Source organism: Actinoplanes nipponensis, from assembly GCF_016862275.1.
GTDB lineage: Bacteria > Actinomycetota > Actinomycetes > Mycobacteriales > Micromonosporaceae > Actinoplanes > Actinoplanes nipponensis.
The window spans coordinates 38308-53581 of sequence record NZ_BOMQ01000092.1 but is presented as its reverse complement, the minus strand read 5'-3'; the positions used below and the strand labels follow the sequence as shown (position 1 = coordinate 53581).

Genomic DNA, 15274 nt, shown 5'->3' with positions numbered 1-15274 from the left:
CCTACGGGGTGATCAGGACCTTGCCGACCACGCCCCGCTCGACCGCGTCGTGGGCGTCGGCGGTGCGCTCCAGCGGGAAGTGGTGCAGCGGCAGCCCGTGCTCCTCGCCGACGGGCAGCGCGCCGTCGCGCAGCGCCGCGCCGACGTCCTCGGCCGCGGCCTGCAGCGCCGGCTCGCCCAGCGTGTAGAGGATGAGGAACTGCACCCGGGTGTTGAGCATCATGTGCGGGCGGATGTCGAACGCGGCCGTGTCGCCGCCGTTGTTCGCGTAGATCGCGATGGTGGCGTGGTTGGCGACGACCGCCCGGTTCAGCTCGGCGTTGCCGGCCGGGGAGACCTCCACGACGACGTCCACGCCGTCCGGGGCGGCCGCGCGGATCTCCCGGGCCGCGTCGCCGTGCCGGTAGTCGACGACGTGGTGGGCCCCGGCGGCGGTGGCCAGCGCGGCCTTCCCGGGGCTGCTCACGGTGGTGATGACGGTCGCGCCGGCCCAGCGGGCGAGCTGGATGGCGGCGTGCCCGACGGCGCCGGCGCCCCCGGCGACCAGCACGGTGCGGCCGGCCATCGCGAAGGGGCTGAGCCGGGCGGGACCGCCCTCGGCCACCGTCAGGGCCCGGTGCGCGGTGATCGCGGGTACGCCGAGGGCGGCCCCCACGTCGTACGCGATCCCCTCGGGCAGCGGGAAGGCGTGCGCGGCCGGCACGATCGAGTATTCGGCGGCGGTGCCGAAGGGACCGCTGTGCGCCGCGAGCATGACCCACACCCGGTCGCCGGCGTGCAGCGACAGCACGCCCGGTCCGACCGCGTCCACCACGCCGGCGCCGTCCATGTTCGGCGTGACCTCGGCGAAGCCGGGGTCGCCGGCCGAGCGCCGCTTCCAGTCCGTCGGGTTGACCCCGGAGCGCATCACCCGCACGCGGACCTGGCCGTCACCGGGCTCCGGGACCTCCCGCTCGGCCAGGCGCAGGACGGAACTGTCACCGGTGCTGCTGAACACGATCGCCCTCACGGCACCGAACTTACGGCAGCCGGCCGCGAAGGGGGTCCTGTCGGTACCGGCACCGGCAGGGACTGGATGCCGGCCCGGTCCGTGCGCTTGGCTGGACGACGTCGATCGAGAGGAAGCGCCATGGAACTCAGGACCGTCAGCGCCACCGTCAAGATGCCCGCCACGGCGTTCACCGGGGACGTCTACATGACGCCGATCCAGCAGGGCACCGGCCCTTCGCGGCTGACCGTCGCGCTGGTGCGGTTCGCCCCGGGGGCGCACACGAACTGGCACTCCCACGCCGTGGGGCAGACCCTGCACGTCACCGAGGGCGTCGCCCTGGTCGGCACCCGCGACGGCGCCGTGGTGCGCGCCCGGGCCGGCGACACGGTGGTCTGCCCACCCGGCGAGGAGCACTGGCACGGCGCCGCCGCGGACACCTTCATGAGCCACCTGGCCATGCTGGAGGCCGGCCCCGACGGCGGCGACCCGACCACCTGGCTCGAACCGGTCGCCGGTGACCGGTACGAGGCCGCGAACCGGCGGTGACCGCCGCCGTCAGCTCATCGTCACCACGTCCATTTCTGCGCGGCGCTGCCGTTGCAGGTGCCGAGAAGAATCGCCGCCTTGTTGTCGGCGGACGCCACCGCGAGACACACCGCGGTATTGCCGGTCGGCCGCATTGTGCCGTCCGAACCGAATTGCCAGGTCTGGGCGATTGATTTGTTGCAGGTGTAGGTCCACACCTTCTGGCCGGCCACGAAATTCCGCGACGGCACGTCGAGACAGTTGCCCAGCACGCGCACCGATTTGTCGTCGGGCAGCCGGGTCAGCGCCTGCGCCTTGCTGTTGTTGCAGTCGTAGGCCTGCACATAAGTACGAATTGCCGTCGCGGACAACGGGACGTCGATGCACCGTCCGGTGCTGTTCCTGACCTGGCTCATCACCGGGCTCGGGCCCTTGGCGACCTGCACCATCTTCGCGACGGACGGGACTCCGGCGTCGTCGACGACGAAGAGCATGTAGAAGCCGGGCGGGGCCACCCCACCGTTCGGCGGCCCGGTGACCGTCAGCGTCGTGCCGGAGGCCGAGAAGGTCAGGGGCACGTAGCGCTGACCCTGGTTCACGCTGTGGGTCACGTCGCCCAGGCCGACCAGCGCCACCTTGCGGATGCTCGACGCCTGCGCGGAGGAGATGGTGAACGTGGCGCCGATGCCCACGCCGGTCGGCGCCGTGGAGATGACCGGCCGCGTCGCGAGCCGCCCGCTGCCGTCCTTGTCGTACAGGTAGGGCGGGGTGAAGTACTCGATGTTCTTCTCCAGGTAGCCGGCGGTCATGCAGATGCCGCAGATGCCGCCGCCGCCGGTCATGACCCGGCCGTCCGGCAGCAGCGCCGCGGTCGAGTGGTACTGCCGGACCCGGCTCGCGCCGGCCAGCACCGTCCACTGGCCGGTGGCGGGATCCCAGCGCTCCGCGGCCGTCGCGGCGTGGTTCAGGTCGACCAGCGGTGAGGTGGCGGTGCTGGTCATGCCGCCGGTGGCCAGCACCGAGCCGTCGGCCAGCAGGGTCGCGTTGAGCTGCCGCCGTCCCGTCGACAGCGAGCCGGTGGCGGCGACGGACGGCGCCAGGCCGGTCCGGCTGTCCAGCACGACGGCGGTGCGGGTGGGGACCTTGGCGACCCCGTCCTCGGTGATGTTGCCGCCGCCGACCACGAGGGTCCTGCCGATGTCGTACGTGGAGAAGCTCCCGTAGTCCCGCGAGATGCTGTCCCGCGTGGTGGTCGCCGTGATCACCCCGTTGCCCGCGGTGGTGACCGTGTACCCGGTGGCGTACGGGCCGACGAGCCCGAGCTGGGCGTCGGGCCGCGAGCCCAGGAACGGGTAGAGCCGCGCGCTGTACTTGGTGAACCCGGTCAGCGCGCGCACGGCGCCGTTCGTCTGGTACACCTCGGCGGTCGTGGGGCCGCCACCGATGATGACCTCCTCGCCGTTGGCCGTCTCGGCCACCGAGGGATACCAGCGTGCCGCGGCCATGTCCTTGCCGCGGGTCCACGTCTCGGTCTGCCAGTTGAACACGTAGGTCCGGACCGTGCCCTCCAGGCTGGCGTTGGCGTTGCCGCCGGCGACCAGGATGTTGCCGTTGGCCAGGTGCGCGAAGCCGGAGCAGAAGATGTTGGATCCCTGCAGATCCACCCGCTTGGCGGTGTCGTCGGCCGGATTCCAGACCATCGCGCGGGTGAAGCTGTGGTCCGGGTACGACTCGGCGGCGTTGTCGCCGACGGAGTCCCAGATCAGCACCTTGCCGTTGGGCAGCACCGCCTCGAACACGGGAACGACGCTCGTGCCGATGACCGGGCTCCACGATCCCGACTGACCCGGGTCGTCGGCGACGCTCGCCCGGGTCCGCGCCGTGCCGGGGCGCCGACCGGTCTCGCGCTCGATCCGGGCGGCGTTCCGGGCGCTCCGTTCCTCGATGACCCGCATCGGCGTGCCCACCAGGTCCTGGGCCAGGTGCTCGCGCAGCTCGTCCTGGTCCGGAGCGTGCGCGTGGGCCTGCGTCGCGGCCCGGGCGTGGCCCGCCCCGCCGGCGGCGGCCGGCCCGGCCGCGGCGAACAGCACCAGCGCGAAAAGAGATCCGGAAACGATGAGGGCCCGACGTCTGCGCATTGCGAATGTGTCCCTTCGCCGAAGTAACACAGCGATCGCCATCGACGTTTATCAAGACCCATTCGCGCCCGACCCGGCCGTTTTCCGCCAGTAACGGACACGCCCTTCCGGCCGCGCGAACAAGGATCATGCGCGCGCCGGGAGATCATCGTGGGCGTGTACGGAAATGGGCCACTGAGGAATCGTCTGAGCCCCGCTTGTCCCATGTGGCCAGTGCGGCCACCTTAACCCTTCGTTAAGTCGCCATTCAATACGTCGGGGCGCAACGCTATGGTCGTTCCCGCCGCCGTCCGGGTCGGCGGCGCTGACCGAACGGCTGTCGGCCGGCCGGGCCCCGGATGACGTCGGCGGCCGCTCACGTCACCGGGAGCGGGCTGCCGGCCGGGCAGGGGCCGGAGGCCTCGTACCGTCCGGGTCCTCGGCCCCTGGCGCGCCGGGCCGGGTGCGGCCAGCCTCGGAGACGGGAGGTGTGCGTCATGACTACGCCATCCATCGGTGCCTATCCACCCACCCCACCGCCACTCCCGGAGTCCCCGGTGCGCCGGCTGCGCCGCAGCCGCAGCGACCGCGTCATCGGCGGCGTGTGCGGCGGCCTGGGCCGCTACCTCGGCGTCGATCCGGTGCTGCTGCGGATCGCCGCGGTGGCGCTCGTGCTGGCGAGCGGGCTCGGCGTGCTCGCGTACGTGATCGCCTGGATCGCCGTCCCGGACGACGCCGGCGAGCCGGAGCCGGCGCCGGCCCGGTCCTCCCCGGGCTCACTGTCCTGGTACGCCGGGATCGTGCTGGTCGCGCTCGGCGGCGTGCTGCTGCTGCGCCTGGTCGCGCCGTGGTTCGACGTGGCCCTGGTCTGGCCGCTGATCATCATTCTGGCCGGGGTCCTGGTGCTGATCTCCGCCACCCGTGACCGGAGGCGGTGATGACCACCGTGCCGGCCCCGGCCGGGCTGGGCGGCCGGACCGCGCCGCGGTGGGGTCCGCTGATCGCCGGTCTGCTGGTGGTCGCGGCCGGGGTGGCGTGGCTGCTCGACGGGCTCGGCGTACCGGTGCCCTGGCGGGTCCTACCCGCGGTCGGCCTGCTCGCGGTCGGGCTGGCCGTCCTGGTGCTCCGGCGCGTCCCCGGCGCGCTGGCCGCGGCCGGCGTGCTGCTGCTGATCGCCGCGATCCTGGCCGCCCTGCCGGTGCGGCGCTACGCGGGACCGGTGGGGCAGCGCAGCGTCGCGCCGGCCGCGACCGAATGGCCCGTGCACACCGTGGTGGGCATCGGCGAGCTGCGGGTCGATCTGACCGAGCGGGCGCTGCCCGCCGGCGGCCGGATGGAGGTCGCCGTCGGCATCGGCAAGCTGTCCCTGACGGTGCCGGCCGGGGGCCCGGTACGCGTCGTCTCGGCGGTGGGCTCGGGCGACATCGAGGTGGACGGCCGTTCCGTCGACAACGGGATCGACGCCGGCTGGACCCAGGCCGGCGCGGGACCGGCGGTGGACATCGACGCCCGGGTCGGGCTCGGACTGATCGAGGTGTGGCATGAGTGAGCCGAGAGAACGGACGGCGTTCGCCGTCGCGATGGGTGTCCTCGCCGCCGTGGCCGGGGCCGTGCTGCTGCTGGCCGCCCTGGACGTGTGGCGGCCGTCGCTCAGCTGGGCCGGACCGGCCGCGCTGGTCGCCACCGGGCTGGCGCTGCTGGTGGGCGGCACCGCACGCCCGGTCGGGTGACAGCACCGCACCACCGGCACGCGTGAGGCCCGGACCCCGGCGACGAGTCGCGCGACGCCGTCAGTCGAGGCAGAACTCGTTGCCCTCGGGGTCGGTCATCACGATGAAGCCCAGGCTCAGCGGCGGCTCCGGCTCGGCCCGGCTGACCCGCTTGGCCCCCAGCGCGACGAGCCGGTCGCACTCGGCCTCCAGCGCCGCCATCCGCTCCTCGCCCCGTACGCCCGGGGCGGCCCGGACGTCGAGGTGGACGCGGTTCTTGCCGGCCTTGTCCTCCGGCACCTGCTGGAAGAACAGCCGCGGGCCGTGGCCGTCCGGGTCCTCGATCGCGGAGCGGGTGTTGCGCTGCTCCGGCGGCACGCCGGCGCGGTCGAGGAAGTCGTCCCAGGCGGCGAGCGGGTCGGCCCCCGCGGGCAGGTCGACGCCGGGCGGGCCGGGGTGGACGTAGCCCAGCACGTCGCGCCAGAAGGACGACAGCGCCGCCGGGTCGTGGGCGTCGAAGGTCACCTGGATCTCGCGGCTCATCGGGTTCTCCGTTCTCGGTGGTCCATGGCGACCACCTTGCCAGCCCTGGCGGACAGTATCGGTCCGCTATGTCTGCCAGGGTGGAGAGATGGACGGGGCGAGCGGCGGCGAACGGGGCACGACCGAGCGGGTGCTCACCCTGCTGGGCCTGCTCCAGCAGCGGCAGGTCTGGACCGGCCCGGAGCTCGCCGAGCGGCTCGGGGTGACCTCGCGCACGGTGCGCCGCGACGTCGAACGGCTGCGCACGCTGGGCTATCCGGTGCACGCCGCGCAGGGGGTCGGCGGCGGCTACCGCCTCGGCGCCGGGCAGCACCTGCCCCCGCTGCTGCTCGACGACGAGGAGGCGATCGCCACCGCGGTCTCGCTGCTGGCCGGGGCGGGCGGGGCGATCGCCGGCGCCGGGGACGCCGCGCTGCGGGCCCTGACCAAGCTCGACCAGGTGCTGCCGCTGCGGCTGCGGCACGACGTCCGGGCGCTCTCCGGCTCGGTGGAGTCCTTCGGCGGCGGCCGGACGCCGGTCGATCCCGAGGTGCTCATGACGCTGGCCCGGGCCTGCCGCGACGCGGCCGAGGCCGGCTTCGGCTATCCGTCCGGCGGTGAGGTACGGCGGCGCCGGGTCGAGCCGTACCGCCTGGTCGCCTCCGACCGGCGCTGGTACCTGGTCGCCTTCGACCTCGACCGCGACGACTGGCGTACGTTCCGCGTCGACCGGATGACCGAGGTGGCCGCCCGGGCCTGGCACTTCCGCCCCCGCCCGGCGCCCGACGCGGCGGCGTACGTGCAGGAGAGCGTGGCCAGCCGGGTCTACCCGCACCGGGCGCGGTTCCTGCTGCACGCGCCGGCCGAGACCGTACGCGCGCAGCTGCCGGCGTCCGCGGCGGTCGTGCGGCCGCGCGGGAACGGGCGGTGCGAGGTGCTCAGCGGCGCCGGCAGCCTCGACTTCGTGCTGTTGCACGTGCTCCTGCTGGGACACGACTTCGAGGTGCTGGATCCGCCGGAGCTGGTCGACCGGTGCCGGGTGCTGGCCGGGCGGCTGCTGGCGGCCGGCGGGTGACCGGGCCCGGACCCACCGGGCGCCGGCCCAGGACGCGGAGGTCCTGGGCCGGGGTGGAGCAGGGGCCGCCGGGGCCGCCGCTCAGCCGAAGGTCACGTCGCTGCACCACATGTAGGCCTGGTCGAGGTGCGAGGCCTGCCAGATGACGAAGACGGTGTGCCGTCCGGTGTAGCCGGAGGTCGAGACCGTGAACGAGATGTTCTGCGCGGGCGCGTACCGGCCGGTCTGCGTGATCAGGTCGAGGTTTGCCCACCCGAGGCGCTGGGTGGTGGGGTCGAACCCGTTCTTGCTGACGTAGACCCGCAGGAAGTCGGCGCCGTGGCTGGCCTGGTCGTACAGGTGGACGGTGAAGGTCCGGCCGACGGTGGTGGTCTTCCACGCCCCGGGGGTGTTCAGGCTGTTGTTGCGGGCGAGGGCGTTGCTGCACAGCTGGCCGTCGGGCGTCCGGGCCTGATAGTTGCCGCCGAGGCCGTCGCGCAGCGCGCTCATCCAGTTCCACATGGTGTCGGGGTTGGCCTGGAACGCCTGCCAGCACATCGGATCCTGTTGCTGCATGGCCGGGTTCGTGTGGTTGCTGCCCCAGTCGCGCCAGCACTGGTAGGCGCGGGAGGCCGGGTCGACGATGGTGCCGTGGGCCTGGGCCGGGCCGGCCGCGGGCAGCAGGCCGAGCACGAGGGTGAGCAGCAGGACGAGCGCTCGAAGGGGCTGACGGGCGGCGGACCGGGGTCGTCCACCGCGGGGTCGGGGCTGGGGGGAAGGTATGGTTCGTCCTCCGTTCGGCGGCGCTGGGAAGGGAAATGGGAGCGCTCCCAAGAGTATGGCATCGATGGATGTCAATTTCAATGATTGGTCAGGTTTAGTGGGACTGTGTGCCGACTTGACGGGAGTCGTCGCGGCGGGCGGACTTCCTCAACCGGGCCCGCGGCTGGCCGATAGCACCGGGAGACGGTCGACGCAGCGGAACCCCGCGACGCCGCCACCGTCGACGGTGCAGTGGCGGGGGCGGAAACCAGATGACGACACGGGTGGCGGGACCGGCCGACGGCTGGGCCGGGCGGCTACGAGCGTGCTCGAGCCGCACCCGCGGCAGCGCCGCGCTCCCCGGCGCCGCCGTCACCGCCGCCTTCGCCCTGTCCGGCTGGTACGTCTCGACCGCCGCCGGCCTGCGCGTGCAGGTGCTCAGCTGCTGGCTGGCCGTAGCGCTGTTCGCGTCGGCGATGTCGTACTACGCGTTCCGGGCCAGCCGGCAGATGGACCGGGCCGATCCGCGCCGCCGCTTCTGGACCGCCATGGCCGTCGCGGGCTGCGTCTTCAGCGCCGGGGAGTGGGCCCAGCTGGCGGCCTCCTTCGGCGCGCCGTTCTCGCTCGCGGCGCTGACCGGCGCCGGGGCGGTCCGCACGGGCGCGCTCGGCCTGGGCTGCGTGATCCTGACGGTCGTCGTGCTGACGTACCCGATTCCGCACCGGTCGGCCCACGAGCGGCTCTGCTACCTGCTGGACGTGGCCACGGTGGTGGTGGCGGCCGGCGCGTACGGGCTCTACTGGACCGTGTCGAGCACCACCGACGACCTGTCCGTCCGGGCGCACGACCTCGTCATGGTCGCGGCCGGCCCGGTGGTGGCGATGGTGACGGCGTTCGCCGTGGCCCGGCTCTTCCTGAGCGGGGTGGCGCCCTTCCGGTGGCACATGGGCGTCCTCGGCCCGCTGGCCGCCGCCGTCGAGGGCATGTCCCGCGCGCTGGGCCCCGAACTGGTCCGGGCCGGGCACCCGGGCGTCATCTTCGCGATGACGGCCTCCTCGCACGCCCTGCTCATGGTCGCCGCCTGGTCGCAGTGCCGTTCCCTGCACGTCGGCGGGGGCCGGCGCGCCGAGAACCGCAAGCGCCCCTTCAGCCTGCTGCCGTACGCGGCGCTGGTCGCCACGTTCGCGCTGCTCGTGGTCACGCTGGCGGTCAAGGGGCTCGATCTGCGCGCCTGGGTGGCCATCGTCGGCCTGGCCGCGATCACCGGCATCGTGGTGGCCCGCCAGCTCACCGCGTTCCTCGACAACGCCCGGCTGCTGCGCGAGCGCGACGCGCTGGCCGAGCGCCTGCACGTCATGGCGTTCACCGACAGCCTCACCGGCCTGGGCAACCGGGCGCAGTTCCTCGACCGGCTCGGCGCGGCGCTGCGGCGCGACGGCCAGGTCGGCGTGCTGCTGATCGACCTCGACGACTTCAAGCCGGTCAACGACTCGTACGGCCACGCGGCCGGCGACGCGGTGCTGGTGGAGACCGCGGCCCGGCTGCGCTCGAGCGTGCGGCCGGGCGACGTGGTCGCCCGGCTCGGCGGCGACGAGTTCGCCGTGCTGGTCGACCAGCCGCAGCCCGGCGAGGTCGCCGTCGTGGCCGCCCGGATCGTGCAGGCCGTCGGCGAACCCTGCCGGCTGCCCGGCGGCGAGCAGGTACGGGTGCGCGCCAGCGTCGGCGTGGCCCAGGCCACCTGCCGGGACCAGGACACCTCGATGCTGCTGAGCACCGCCGACGAGGCGATGTACGCGGCGAAGTGCGCCGGCAAGGGCTCGTTCCGGCTGGCCTCCGCGGGCTAGCCGGAGCCCCCGGCCGCGGCTGCCTCGGCGGCCCGGCCGTCCGGCGGGTCCGGGTCCCGGCGACCCCGGCCCAGCCGCGCCGAGGCGATCAGGCCGATCAGCAGGAAACCGGTCGCGGTGAAGGCGGTCCACCGGGTCGCCGTGGAGAACGCCTGGCGCGCGTCGTCGGCCAGCGGCGCGGTGCCCGGATCCGCGGCCAGCCCGCCGATGGCCGCCCCCGCGCTGTCCTTGACCGCGGTGATCACGGCGTCGCGTTCCCCGGCCGGGATGCCGCGGTCGGTGAGCGCGGCGCCGAGGTGCCCGGCCAGCGTGGTGAACAGCACGGTGCCGAGCACGGCGATGCCCAGCGCGGAGCCGAGCTGCCGGGTGGTGCTCTGGGTGCCGGACGCCTGGCCGCTCATCGCCACCGGCACGTCGGCCAGCACCACGCCGGTGATCTGGGCGGTGGCCAGCCCGACGCCGATGCCGTAGACCAACAGCATCGGCGCGAACGCCCACCACGGCGTGCCCGGCGCGACGACCACACCGAGTCCGGCCACGCCGGCCAGCTCCAGCAGGATGCCCAGGCGGACCGAGAACACCGCGCCCCGCCGGGCCGTCAGCGGCGCGGCCAGGCCGCTGGCCAGGAAGCTGCCGGCGGCCAGCGGCAGCAGCGCCAGCCCGGCCTCGAAGGCGGTGTAGCCCCGCACGTTCTGCAGCCACAGCGGCAGCGAGAAGAGCAGGCCGAACTCGCCGAGGCTGACGATGCCGGCCACCAGGTTCCCGTTGCGGAACGACGGGATGGCGAACAGCCGCAGGTCGAGCAGCACCGATCTGCCGGCGGCGTTGCGGCGGCGTTCGACCACCACGAAGGCGATCACGCCGGCGACGGCGAGGGCGAGGGCCACCGGTACGGGGGAGAGCCGCGCCGTCCAGGAGAAGCCGGCCACGTCCACCGGGCCGGTGCGCTCGAACCAGCCGTAGTTGCGCCCCTCGATGAGGCCGAAGACGATGCCGGTGAGCGTGACCATGGAGATCAGGGCGCCGGCCCAGTCGTTGCCCCGCCGGTCGCGGGGCTCGCGGGACTCCGGGAGCAGCAGCAGGGCGCCGGCGATGATGAGGGCGCCGAGCGGGATGTTGATGCCGAACGCCCACCGCCAGGACAGTTCGGTGGTCAGCCAGCCGCCGAGCAGCGGGCCGAGCGCGGCGGTGCCACCGATGGTGGAGCCCCACACCGCGAAGGCGATGCCCCGCTCGCGGCCGGTGAAGGTGGCGTTCAGCAGCGACAGCGAGGCGGGCAGGATCAGCGCCCCACCGACGCCCTGCACGAGGCGGAAGGCGATGAGCAGCGGCGGGTCGGGCGCCTGGGCGCAGCCGATGCTGCCCAGGACGAACACCACGACCCCGATCAGGAACAGCCGGCGCCGTCCCGCCCGGTCCGCCGTGCGGCCGGCGACCAGCAGCAGGGCGGCGAAGACCAGCGTGTACGACTCCTGGATCCACTGGGCGTCGCTGGAGGTGGCGCCGAGGTCCTTGATGATCGACGGGACGGCGACGTTCACGATGGTCGCGTCCACGATGATCATCGCGACGCCGAGGCTGACCACGAGCAGGCCGAGCCAGCGGCGGCGGTCACTTCTCTCCGACATCATGATTCTCGTTATACAGGTAACTAGAGAATCTAGCTACCTGCCTGCCGTAGAATCGCGCCATGACCGGGCAGCGGCGGGCACCACGACACAGCGAGCTGGCGTACGCCGTCCGGGACATGCTGCGGGCCAACGGCGAAGCCGTGCAGAGCGTGGCGCGCCGGCTGGCCCTCGGCCTCACCGACGTCACCGCGCTGGATCACGTCGTGACCAGCGCGGACGGGCTGGGACCGAGCGAGCTGGGGCAGCGCCTGGGCATCCGGTCGGCGTCGGCCACCACGCTGGTCGACCGCCTGGAGAGCACCGGGCACGTGCGCCGGGTCGCGCACCCGTCGGACCGGCGGCGACAGTCCGTGGTCGCGACCGACCGGGCGTACGAGGAGGTCTTCGCGGCCCTGGCCCCGCTGCTCGGCCGCATCGACGAGGCGGCCGGGCAGCTGACCCCCGAGCAGGCCGCCGCCACCGCGCGGTTCCTGCACGACGTCGCCGGGGCCATGCGCGACTACGCCGCCGAGCGCTGAGCGGCATTCTGCCTGATTCCGGCCCCGGGCCGGCGGGCACCGTGAGACCGTCACCGGGGACGGGGGAATGCATCGCCCGTCGGGCAGACGACGAGGGGGCGCTCCCGTGCCATGGACCGTCAAGCGCCGCCTGGCCGCCATCGGCGTGCTGGCCATCGCCGCCTCGCTGACCGTCGGCACGATCGGCTACGTGGAGGCCGAGGCGGCCGGTGACCGCGCCGATCGGGCGTTCCGGGTCGCGGAGGCCCTGGCCTGGACGATCGACTCCCAGCACACCGCCTCGGTGGTGCTGGCCGACGCGGCGATCCTGACCCAGGCGGTGTCCGCCGAGCGGCGGGCGGAGGTGATCGACCAGCTCACCGAGCACGCGGGCGAGCTGGCGGAGCAGCAGGCGACGCTGCGGTCGGTGGATCTGGACGCCGGGATCGACGACGCGGTCGCCCGGTACCTGCCGACGATCCAGCCGGTGCTCGACGACGCCGCCCGGCTCGCGCAGGTGTCCGGGGTGCTGCCGCAGGCCACCTTCGACACCACGCAGGAGCACTGGGACGCGCTGGACGCCGGTAGCGACGGCCTCAAGACGCTGCTCGGCGAGAGCGCGGCCCGGGACGTGACGGCCGCACAGGACGGCGACACGCGCACCAAGCTGGTGCTGGCGACCGTCACGATCCTGTCCGCCCTGCTGGTCGGCATCGTGATCTGGTTCGTCGCCCGGTTGATCGCGGCGCCCGTGGCGGCCACCAAGGCGCTGCTCGAACGGGTGGCGGCCGGTGACTTCCGCCATCGGCTGACCGTGCGGGCCCAGGACGACCTCGGCGCGATGGGCGCCGCGCTCAACACCACCGTCGACCGCGTCGGCACGGCCATCACCGACATCTCCCGCAACGCCACCACCCTGGCCGAGTCCGCGGAGGCCCTGACCGAGGTGAGCCGCGAGGTCTCCGCCGGCGCGGAGCGGGCCTCGGTCGAGGCCGCCGCGGCGGCCGGCAGCGCCACCCAGGTCAGCGAGGACGTGCAGGCGATCGCCACCGGCACCGACGAGATGCGGTCGGCGATCTCCGAGATCGCCGGCAACGCCACCTCGGCGACCACGATCGTCGCCAACGCGGTCATCGCCGCCGAGGGCGCCAACCGCACCGTGGTGAAGCTGTCCGGCTCCAGCGCGCAGATCGGTCAGGTGGCCCAGGTGATCGCCGCGATCGCCGAGCAGACCAACCTGCTGGCGCTGAACGCCACCATCGAGGCGGCCCGGGCCGGCGAGCTCGGCAAGGGCTTCGCCGTCGTCGCCGGCGAGGTCAAGGACCTGGCCAGCGAGACGGCGAAGGCCACCGAGGACATCGCCCGGCAGATCACCGCGTTGCAGGCCGACAGCACCGACGCCGCGGCCGCGATCAGCGGCATCTCGTCGACCGTCAACGAGATCGCCGACATCCAGCAGGGCATCGCCGCCGCCGTGGAGGAGCAGTCGGCCTCCACCGAGGAGATCGGCCACCGGGTGGCCCGGGCCGCCGGGCGCACCGGCGACATCGCCGAACGCGTCACCGCGGTCACCACCACCTCCCGGGAGGCGACCCGGTCGGCGGCACAGACCCAGCGGGCCGCCCAGGAGCTCGCCACGACCGCCGCGAACCTGCGCTCGGTGATCAGCCAGTTCCACCTGACCTCCTGACGGCCCGGGCCGCGGCGGTCAGCGGTCGTAGCCGAACATCTTCGCGGCCAGGTCGGTCATCACCTCGGTGGCGCCGGCGCCGATGCCGAGGATCCGGCTGTCGCGGTAGTGCCGTTCCACCTCCGACTCGCGCATGTACCCCATCCCGCCGTGCAGCTGGACCGCCTCGTCGACCACGTGCTTGACGGCGTCCACCGCGGCGTTCTTGGCCAGGCAGGCCTCGCCGACGACCAGCTCGCCGGCCGCGTGCCGGGCGGCCACCCGCCGGGTGTACGTGCGGGCCAGCTCGATGCGCTGGCGCATCTGGACCAGCTTGTGCCGCACCACCTGCCGGGCGATCAGCGGCTTGCCGAAGGTCGAGCGGGCGCGGGCGTGGGCCAGCGTGAGGTCCAGGCACCGCTGCGCCACCGAGTACGCGTGCACCGCCGCGATGATCCGTTCCGGCACGAACACCTGGGCGATCAGCGCGAACCCCGAGTTCTCGGCCCCGATCAGATTGCCGGCCGGCACCCGGCAGCCGGCGAACGACAGCTCCGCGGTGTCCGAGCAGAGCCAGCCCATCTTGTCGAGCCGGCGGGACACCGTGAAGCCGGGCGTGCCGCGCTCGACGACGAGCAGGCTGATGCCGGACGCGCCGGGGCCGCCGGTGCGCACCGCGGTGGTGACGAAGTCGGCGCGGGTGCCCGAGGTGATGAACATCTTGGCCCCGTCGACGACGTAGTGCTCGCCGTCGCGGACCGCGGTGGTGCGCAGCGCGCCCACGTCCGACCCGGCGTCCGGCTCGGTGACGCCGAGGGCGCACACCACCTCGCCGGCCAGGGCCGGGCGGACGAACCGGTCGATCAGCGCGGAGTCGCCGGCCGCGATCATGTGCGGCAGCGCGATGCCGTGCGTGAACAGCGCGGCGTGGCAGCCGGACGAGCCGCCCGCCTCCAGGAAGGCCTCGGTGGCGACGACCGTGTCCACGGTGTCGCCGCCGTCGCCGCCGTGCTCCTCGGCGAAGCCGATGCCGTACAGGCCGGCCTTGGCGGCGCGCCGGTGCAGGCCGCGCGGGATCTCCCCGGCGCGTTCCCAGTCGTCGAGGTGCGGGGTGATCTCGCGGCGGACGAACCGGGCGGTCGCCTCGCGCAGCGCCGCCCGTTCGGTGGTCTCGAAGGGGTCGTCGGTCATGGTCGGATCTCCTTTGCGCCGCGTTCGACCAGCGTCTGCGGGTCGCGCCGGCCGAGCAGGATGGCGGCGGCGCGCTTCCAGCGCCGGATGAGCACCTCGCGTTGGGCCAGGTCCCCGCTGACCAGGCCGGTCATGGCCAGCCCGGTCAGCACTTCGAAGCTGAGCTGGACCACGGTGGCCAGCCGGGGGTCGCCGGGCGCGGACTCCTCGAGCAGGTCCCGGGAGCGCTCGTGCAGCACCCCGAAGACCTCCTTCTCCACCGGCGTCAGGGCGGCGCGCAGCTCGGCGTCGGTGCGGGCGGCGGTCCACAGCTCGAGCGCGGCCCAGAACAGCGGCGAGGAGAAGTGCCGCCACATGATGTCGATCAGCGCGTCGAGCCGGCCGGCGCCGTCGCCGGTGGTGGTGGTGCGCACGCCGGCGATCTCGGCGGAGAGCGCCTCCAGCCGCCGCCGGGCGAGGTGCTGCACCGCCGCGACCAGCAGGTCCACCTTGGTGGGGAAGTGGTGCAGCAGCGTGCCGCGGGGCACGTCGGCCAGGGCCAGCACCTCGGCGGTGGTGGTCTCGGCGTAGCCGCGCTCGACCAGGGACTGGACCGTGGCGTCGAGGATCTTGGACCGGGTGGTCTCGCTGCGCTGCGCCTGGGTTCGCCGGCGGGCTTCCGCTGTCACGGCACATACCGTACGCCCTGACGGTTAGTTGGGGCCACCAGGCCGAAGCCAGGGCTTGCCGTGACCCAGGTCACTCACATACCGTCACGCCAGA

At 73.8% G+C, this 15274-nt stretch carries 15 protein-coding genes; 8 read left to right on the top strand and 7 right to left on the bottom strand.

Features of this window, described 5'->3' with window-relative positions; all coding sequences use genetic code 11:
- Position 1: 1 nt before the first annotated feature.
- Entirely contained in the window at positions 2-1009 is a 1008-nt protein-coding gene (locus Ani05nite_RS37410) for an NADPH:quinone reductase (RefSeq protein WP_203776415.1), read from the bottom strand.
- 120 nt (positions 1010-1129) lie between these two features.
- Between Ani05nite_RS37410 and Ani05nite_RS37405 the strand changes: the two genes are divergently transcribed.
- Positions 1130-1537 (top strand): (R)-mandelonitrile lyase, encoded by a 408-nt coding sequence (locus tag Ani05nite_RS37405; protein WP_203776413.1) that lies wholly within the window; start codon positions 1130-1132, stop codon positions 1535-1537.
- 20 nt (positions 1538-1557) lie between these two features.
- Here Ani05nite_RS37405 and Ani05nite_RS37400 read toward each other — a convergent pair whose 3' ends face one another.
- Positions 1558-3654, bottom strand: coding sequence for a galactose oxidase-like domain-containing protein (locus tag Ani05nite_RS37400; RefSeq protein ID WP_203776412.1), 2097 nt, complete (start codon positions 3652-3654; stop codon positions 1558-1560).
- Positions 3655-4130: 476 nt separating this feature from the next.
- Between Ani05nite_RS37400 and Ani05nite_RS37395 the strand changes: the two genes are divergently transcribed.
- Genes Ani05nite_RS37395 through Ani05nite_RS37385 form a run of 3 tightly spaced genes read left to right on the top strand, consistent with a single transcriptional unit; the run spans position 4131 to position 5363 of the window.
- The gene (locus tag Ani05nite_RS37395) at positions 4131-4571 is read left to right on the top strand and encodes a PspC domain-containing protein (RefSeq protein ID WP_203776410.1); all 441 of its coding nucleotides are present in this window, start codon (positions 4131-4133) and stop codon (positions 4569-4571) included.
- Positions 4571-5182 (top strand): LiaF domain-containing protein, encoded by a 612-nt coding sequence (locus tag Ani05nite_RS37390; RefSeq protein WP_203776408.1) that lies wholly within the window; start codon positions 4571-4573, stop codon positions 5180-5182. Before Ani05nite_RS37395 ends, Ani05nite_RS37390 begins: the two co-directional genes overlap by 1 nt.
- A complete protein-coding gene (locus tag Ani05nite_RS37385) occupies positions 5175-5363 on the top strand; it encodes a hypothetical protein (protein WP_203776406.1) in 189 nt (62 codons plus the stop codon). The genes Ani05nite_RS37390 and Ani05nite_RS37385 overlap by 8 nt, the downstream gene beginning before the upstream one ends.
- A gap of 60 nt (positions 5364-5423) precedes the next feature.
- Here the strand turns inward: Ani05nite_RS37385 and Ani05nite_RS37380 are convergent, their stop codons facing one another.
- Entirely contained in the window at positions 5424-5885 is a 462-nt protein-coding gene (locus Ani05nite_RS37380; RefSeq protein ID WP_203776404.1) for a VOC family protein, read from the bottom strand.
- Between the two features lie 88 nt (positions 5886-5973).
- Between Ani05nite_RS37380 and Ani05nite_RS37375 the strand changes: the two genes are divergently transcribed.
- Positions 5974-6939, top strand: a complete 966-nt coding sequence (locus tag Ani05nite_RS37375; protein WP_203776402.1) for a helix-turn-helix transcriptional regulator — start codon at positions 5974-5976, stop codon at positions 6937-6939.
- Positions 6940-7020: 81 nt separating this feature from the next.
- On the opposite strand, the gene Ani05nite_RS37370 is transcribed toward Ani05nite_RS37375, so the two are convergent.
- Complete coding sequence (locus tag Ani05nite_RS37370; protein WP_239131024.1) at positions 7021-7611, bottom strand: lytic polysaccharide monooxygenase auxiliary activity family 9 protein; 591 nt, start codon at positions 7609-7611, stop codon at positions 7021-7023.
- 341 nt (positions 7612-7952) lie between these two features.
- Here Ani05nite_RS37370 and Ani05nite_RS42035 point away from each other — a divergent pair, with 341 nt between their 5' ends.
- On the top strand, positions 7953-9524 hold the full coding sequence (locus Ani05nite_RS42035) for a GGDEF domain-containing protein (RefSeq protein ID WP_203776400.1): 1572 nt from the start codon (positions 7953-7955) through the stop codon (positions 9522-9524).
- On the opposite strand, the gene Ani05nite_RS37360 is transcribed toward Ani05nite_RS42035, so the two are convergent.
- A complete protein-coding gene (locus tag Ani05nite_RS37360) occupies positions 9521-11155 on the bottom strand; it encodes an MFS transporter (RefSeq protein WP_377882443.1) in 1635 nt (544 codons plus the stop codon). The two genes, Ani05nite_RS42035 and Ani05nite_RS37360, sit on opposite strands and share 4 nt — an antisense overlap.
- A gap of 59 nt (positions 11156-11214) precedes the next feature.
- On the opposite strand from Ani05nite_RS37360, the gene Ani05nite_RS37355 reads away from it, so the two are divergent.
- Both Ani05nite_RS37355 and Ani05nite_RS37350 read left to right on the top strand, forming a co-directional pair.
- The gene (locus Ani05nite_RS37355) at positions 11215-11673 is read left to right on the top strand and encodes a MarR family winged helix-turn-helix transcriptional regulator (RefSeq protein ID WP_203776398.1); all 459 of its coding nucleotides are present in this window, start codon (positions 11215-11217) and stop codon (positions 11671-11673) included.
- 106 nt (positions 11674-11779) lie between these two features.
- On the top strand, positions 11780-13342 hold the full coding sequence (locus Ani05nite_RS37350; RefSeq protein ID WP_203776396.1) for a methyl-accepting chemotaxis protein: 1563 nt from the start codon (positions 11780-11782) through the stop codon (positions 13340-13342).
- Positions 13343-13360: 18 nt separating this feature from the next.
- Here the strand turns inward: Ani05nite_RS37350 and Ani05nite_RS37345 are convergent, their stop codons facing one another.
- The gene (locus Ani05nite_RS37345) at positions 13361-14512 is read right to left on the bottom strand and encodes an acyl-CoA dehydrogenase family protein (protein WP_203776394.1); all 1152 of its coding nucleotides are present in this window, start codon (positions 14510-14512) and stop codon (positions 13361-13363) included.
- The gene (locus Ani05nite_RS37340) at positions 14509-15180 is read right to left on the bottom strand and encodes a TetR/AcrR family transcriptional regulator (protein WP_203776392.1); all 672 of its coding nucleotides are present in this window, start codon (positions 15178-15180) and stop codon (positions 14509-14511) included. The genes Ani05nite_RS37345 and Ani05nite_RS37340 overlap by 4 nt, the downstream gene beginning before the upstream one ends.
- Positions 15181-15274: the final 94 nt, after the last annotated feature.

Coding starts and splice junctions, on each gene's coding strand:
- Ani05nite_RS37405 (WP_203776413.1), top strand. CDS start 1,130: ATGGAACTCAGGACCGTCAGCGCCACCGTCAAGATGCCCGCCACGGCG.
- Ani05nite_RS37400 (WP_203776412.1), bottom strand. CDS start 3,654: ATGCGCAGACGTCGGGCCCTCATCGTTTCCGGATCTCTTTTCGCGCTG.
- Ani05nite_RS37395 (WP_203776410.1), top strand. CDS start 4,131: ATGACTACGCCATCCATCGGTGCCTATCCACCCACCCCACCGCCACTC.
- Ani05nite_RS37390 (WP_203776408.1), top strand. CDS start 4,571: ATGACCACCGTGCCGGCCCCGGCCGGGCTGGGCGGCCGGACCGCGCCG.
- Ani05nite_RS37385 (WP_203776406.1), top strand. CDS start 5,175: ATGAGTGAGCCGAGAGAACGGACGGCGTTCGCCGTCGCGATGGGTGTC.
- Ani05nite_RS37380 (WP_203776404.1), bottom strand. CDS start 5,885: ATGAGCCGCGAGATCCAGGTGACCTTCGACGCCCACGACCCGGCGGCG.
- Ani05nite_RS37375 (WP_203776402.1), top strand. CDS start 5,974: ATGGACGGGGCGAGCGGCGGCGAACGGGGCACGACCGAGCGGGTGCTC.
- Ani05nite_RS42035 (WP_203776400.1), top strand. CDS start 7,953: ATGACGACACGGGTGGCGGGACCGGCCGACGGCTGGGCCGGGCGGCTA.
- Ani05nite_RS37360 (WP_377882443.1), bottom strand. CDS start 11,155: ATGATGTCGGAGAGAAGTGACCGCCGCCGCTGGCTCGGCCTGCTCGTG.
- Ani05nite_RS37355 (WP_203776398.1), top strand. CDS start 11,215: ATGACCGGGCAGCGGCGGGCACCACGACACAGCGAGCTGGCGTACGCC.
- Ani05nite_RS37345 (WP_203776394.1), bottom strand. CDS start 14,512: ATGACCGACGACCCCTTCGAGACCACCGAACGGGCGGCGCTGCGCGAG.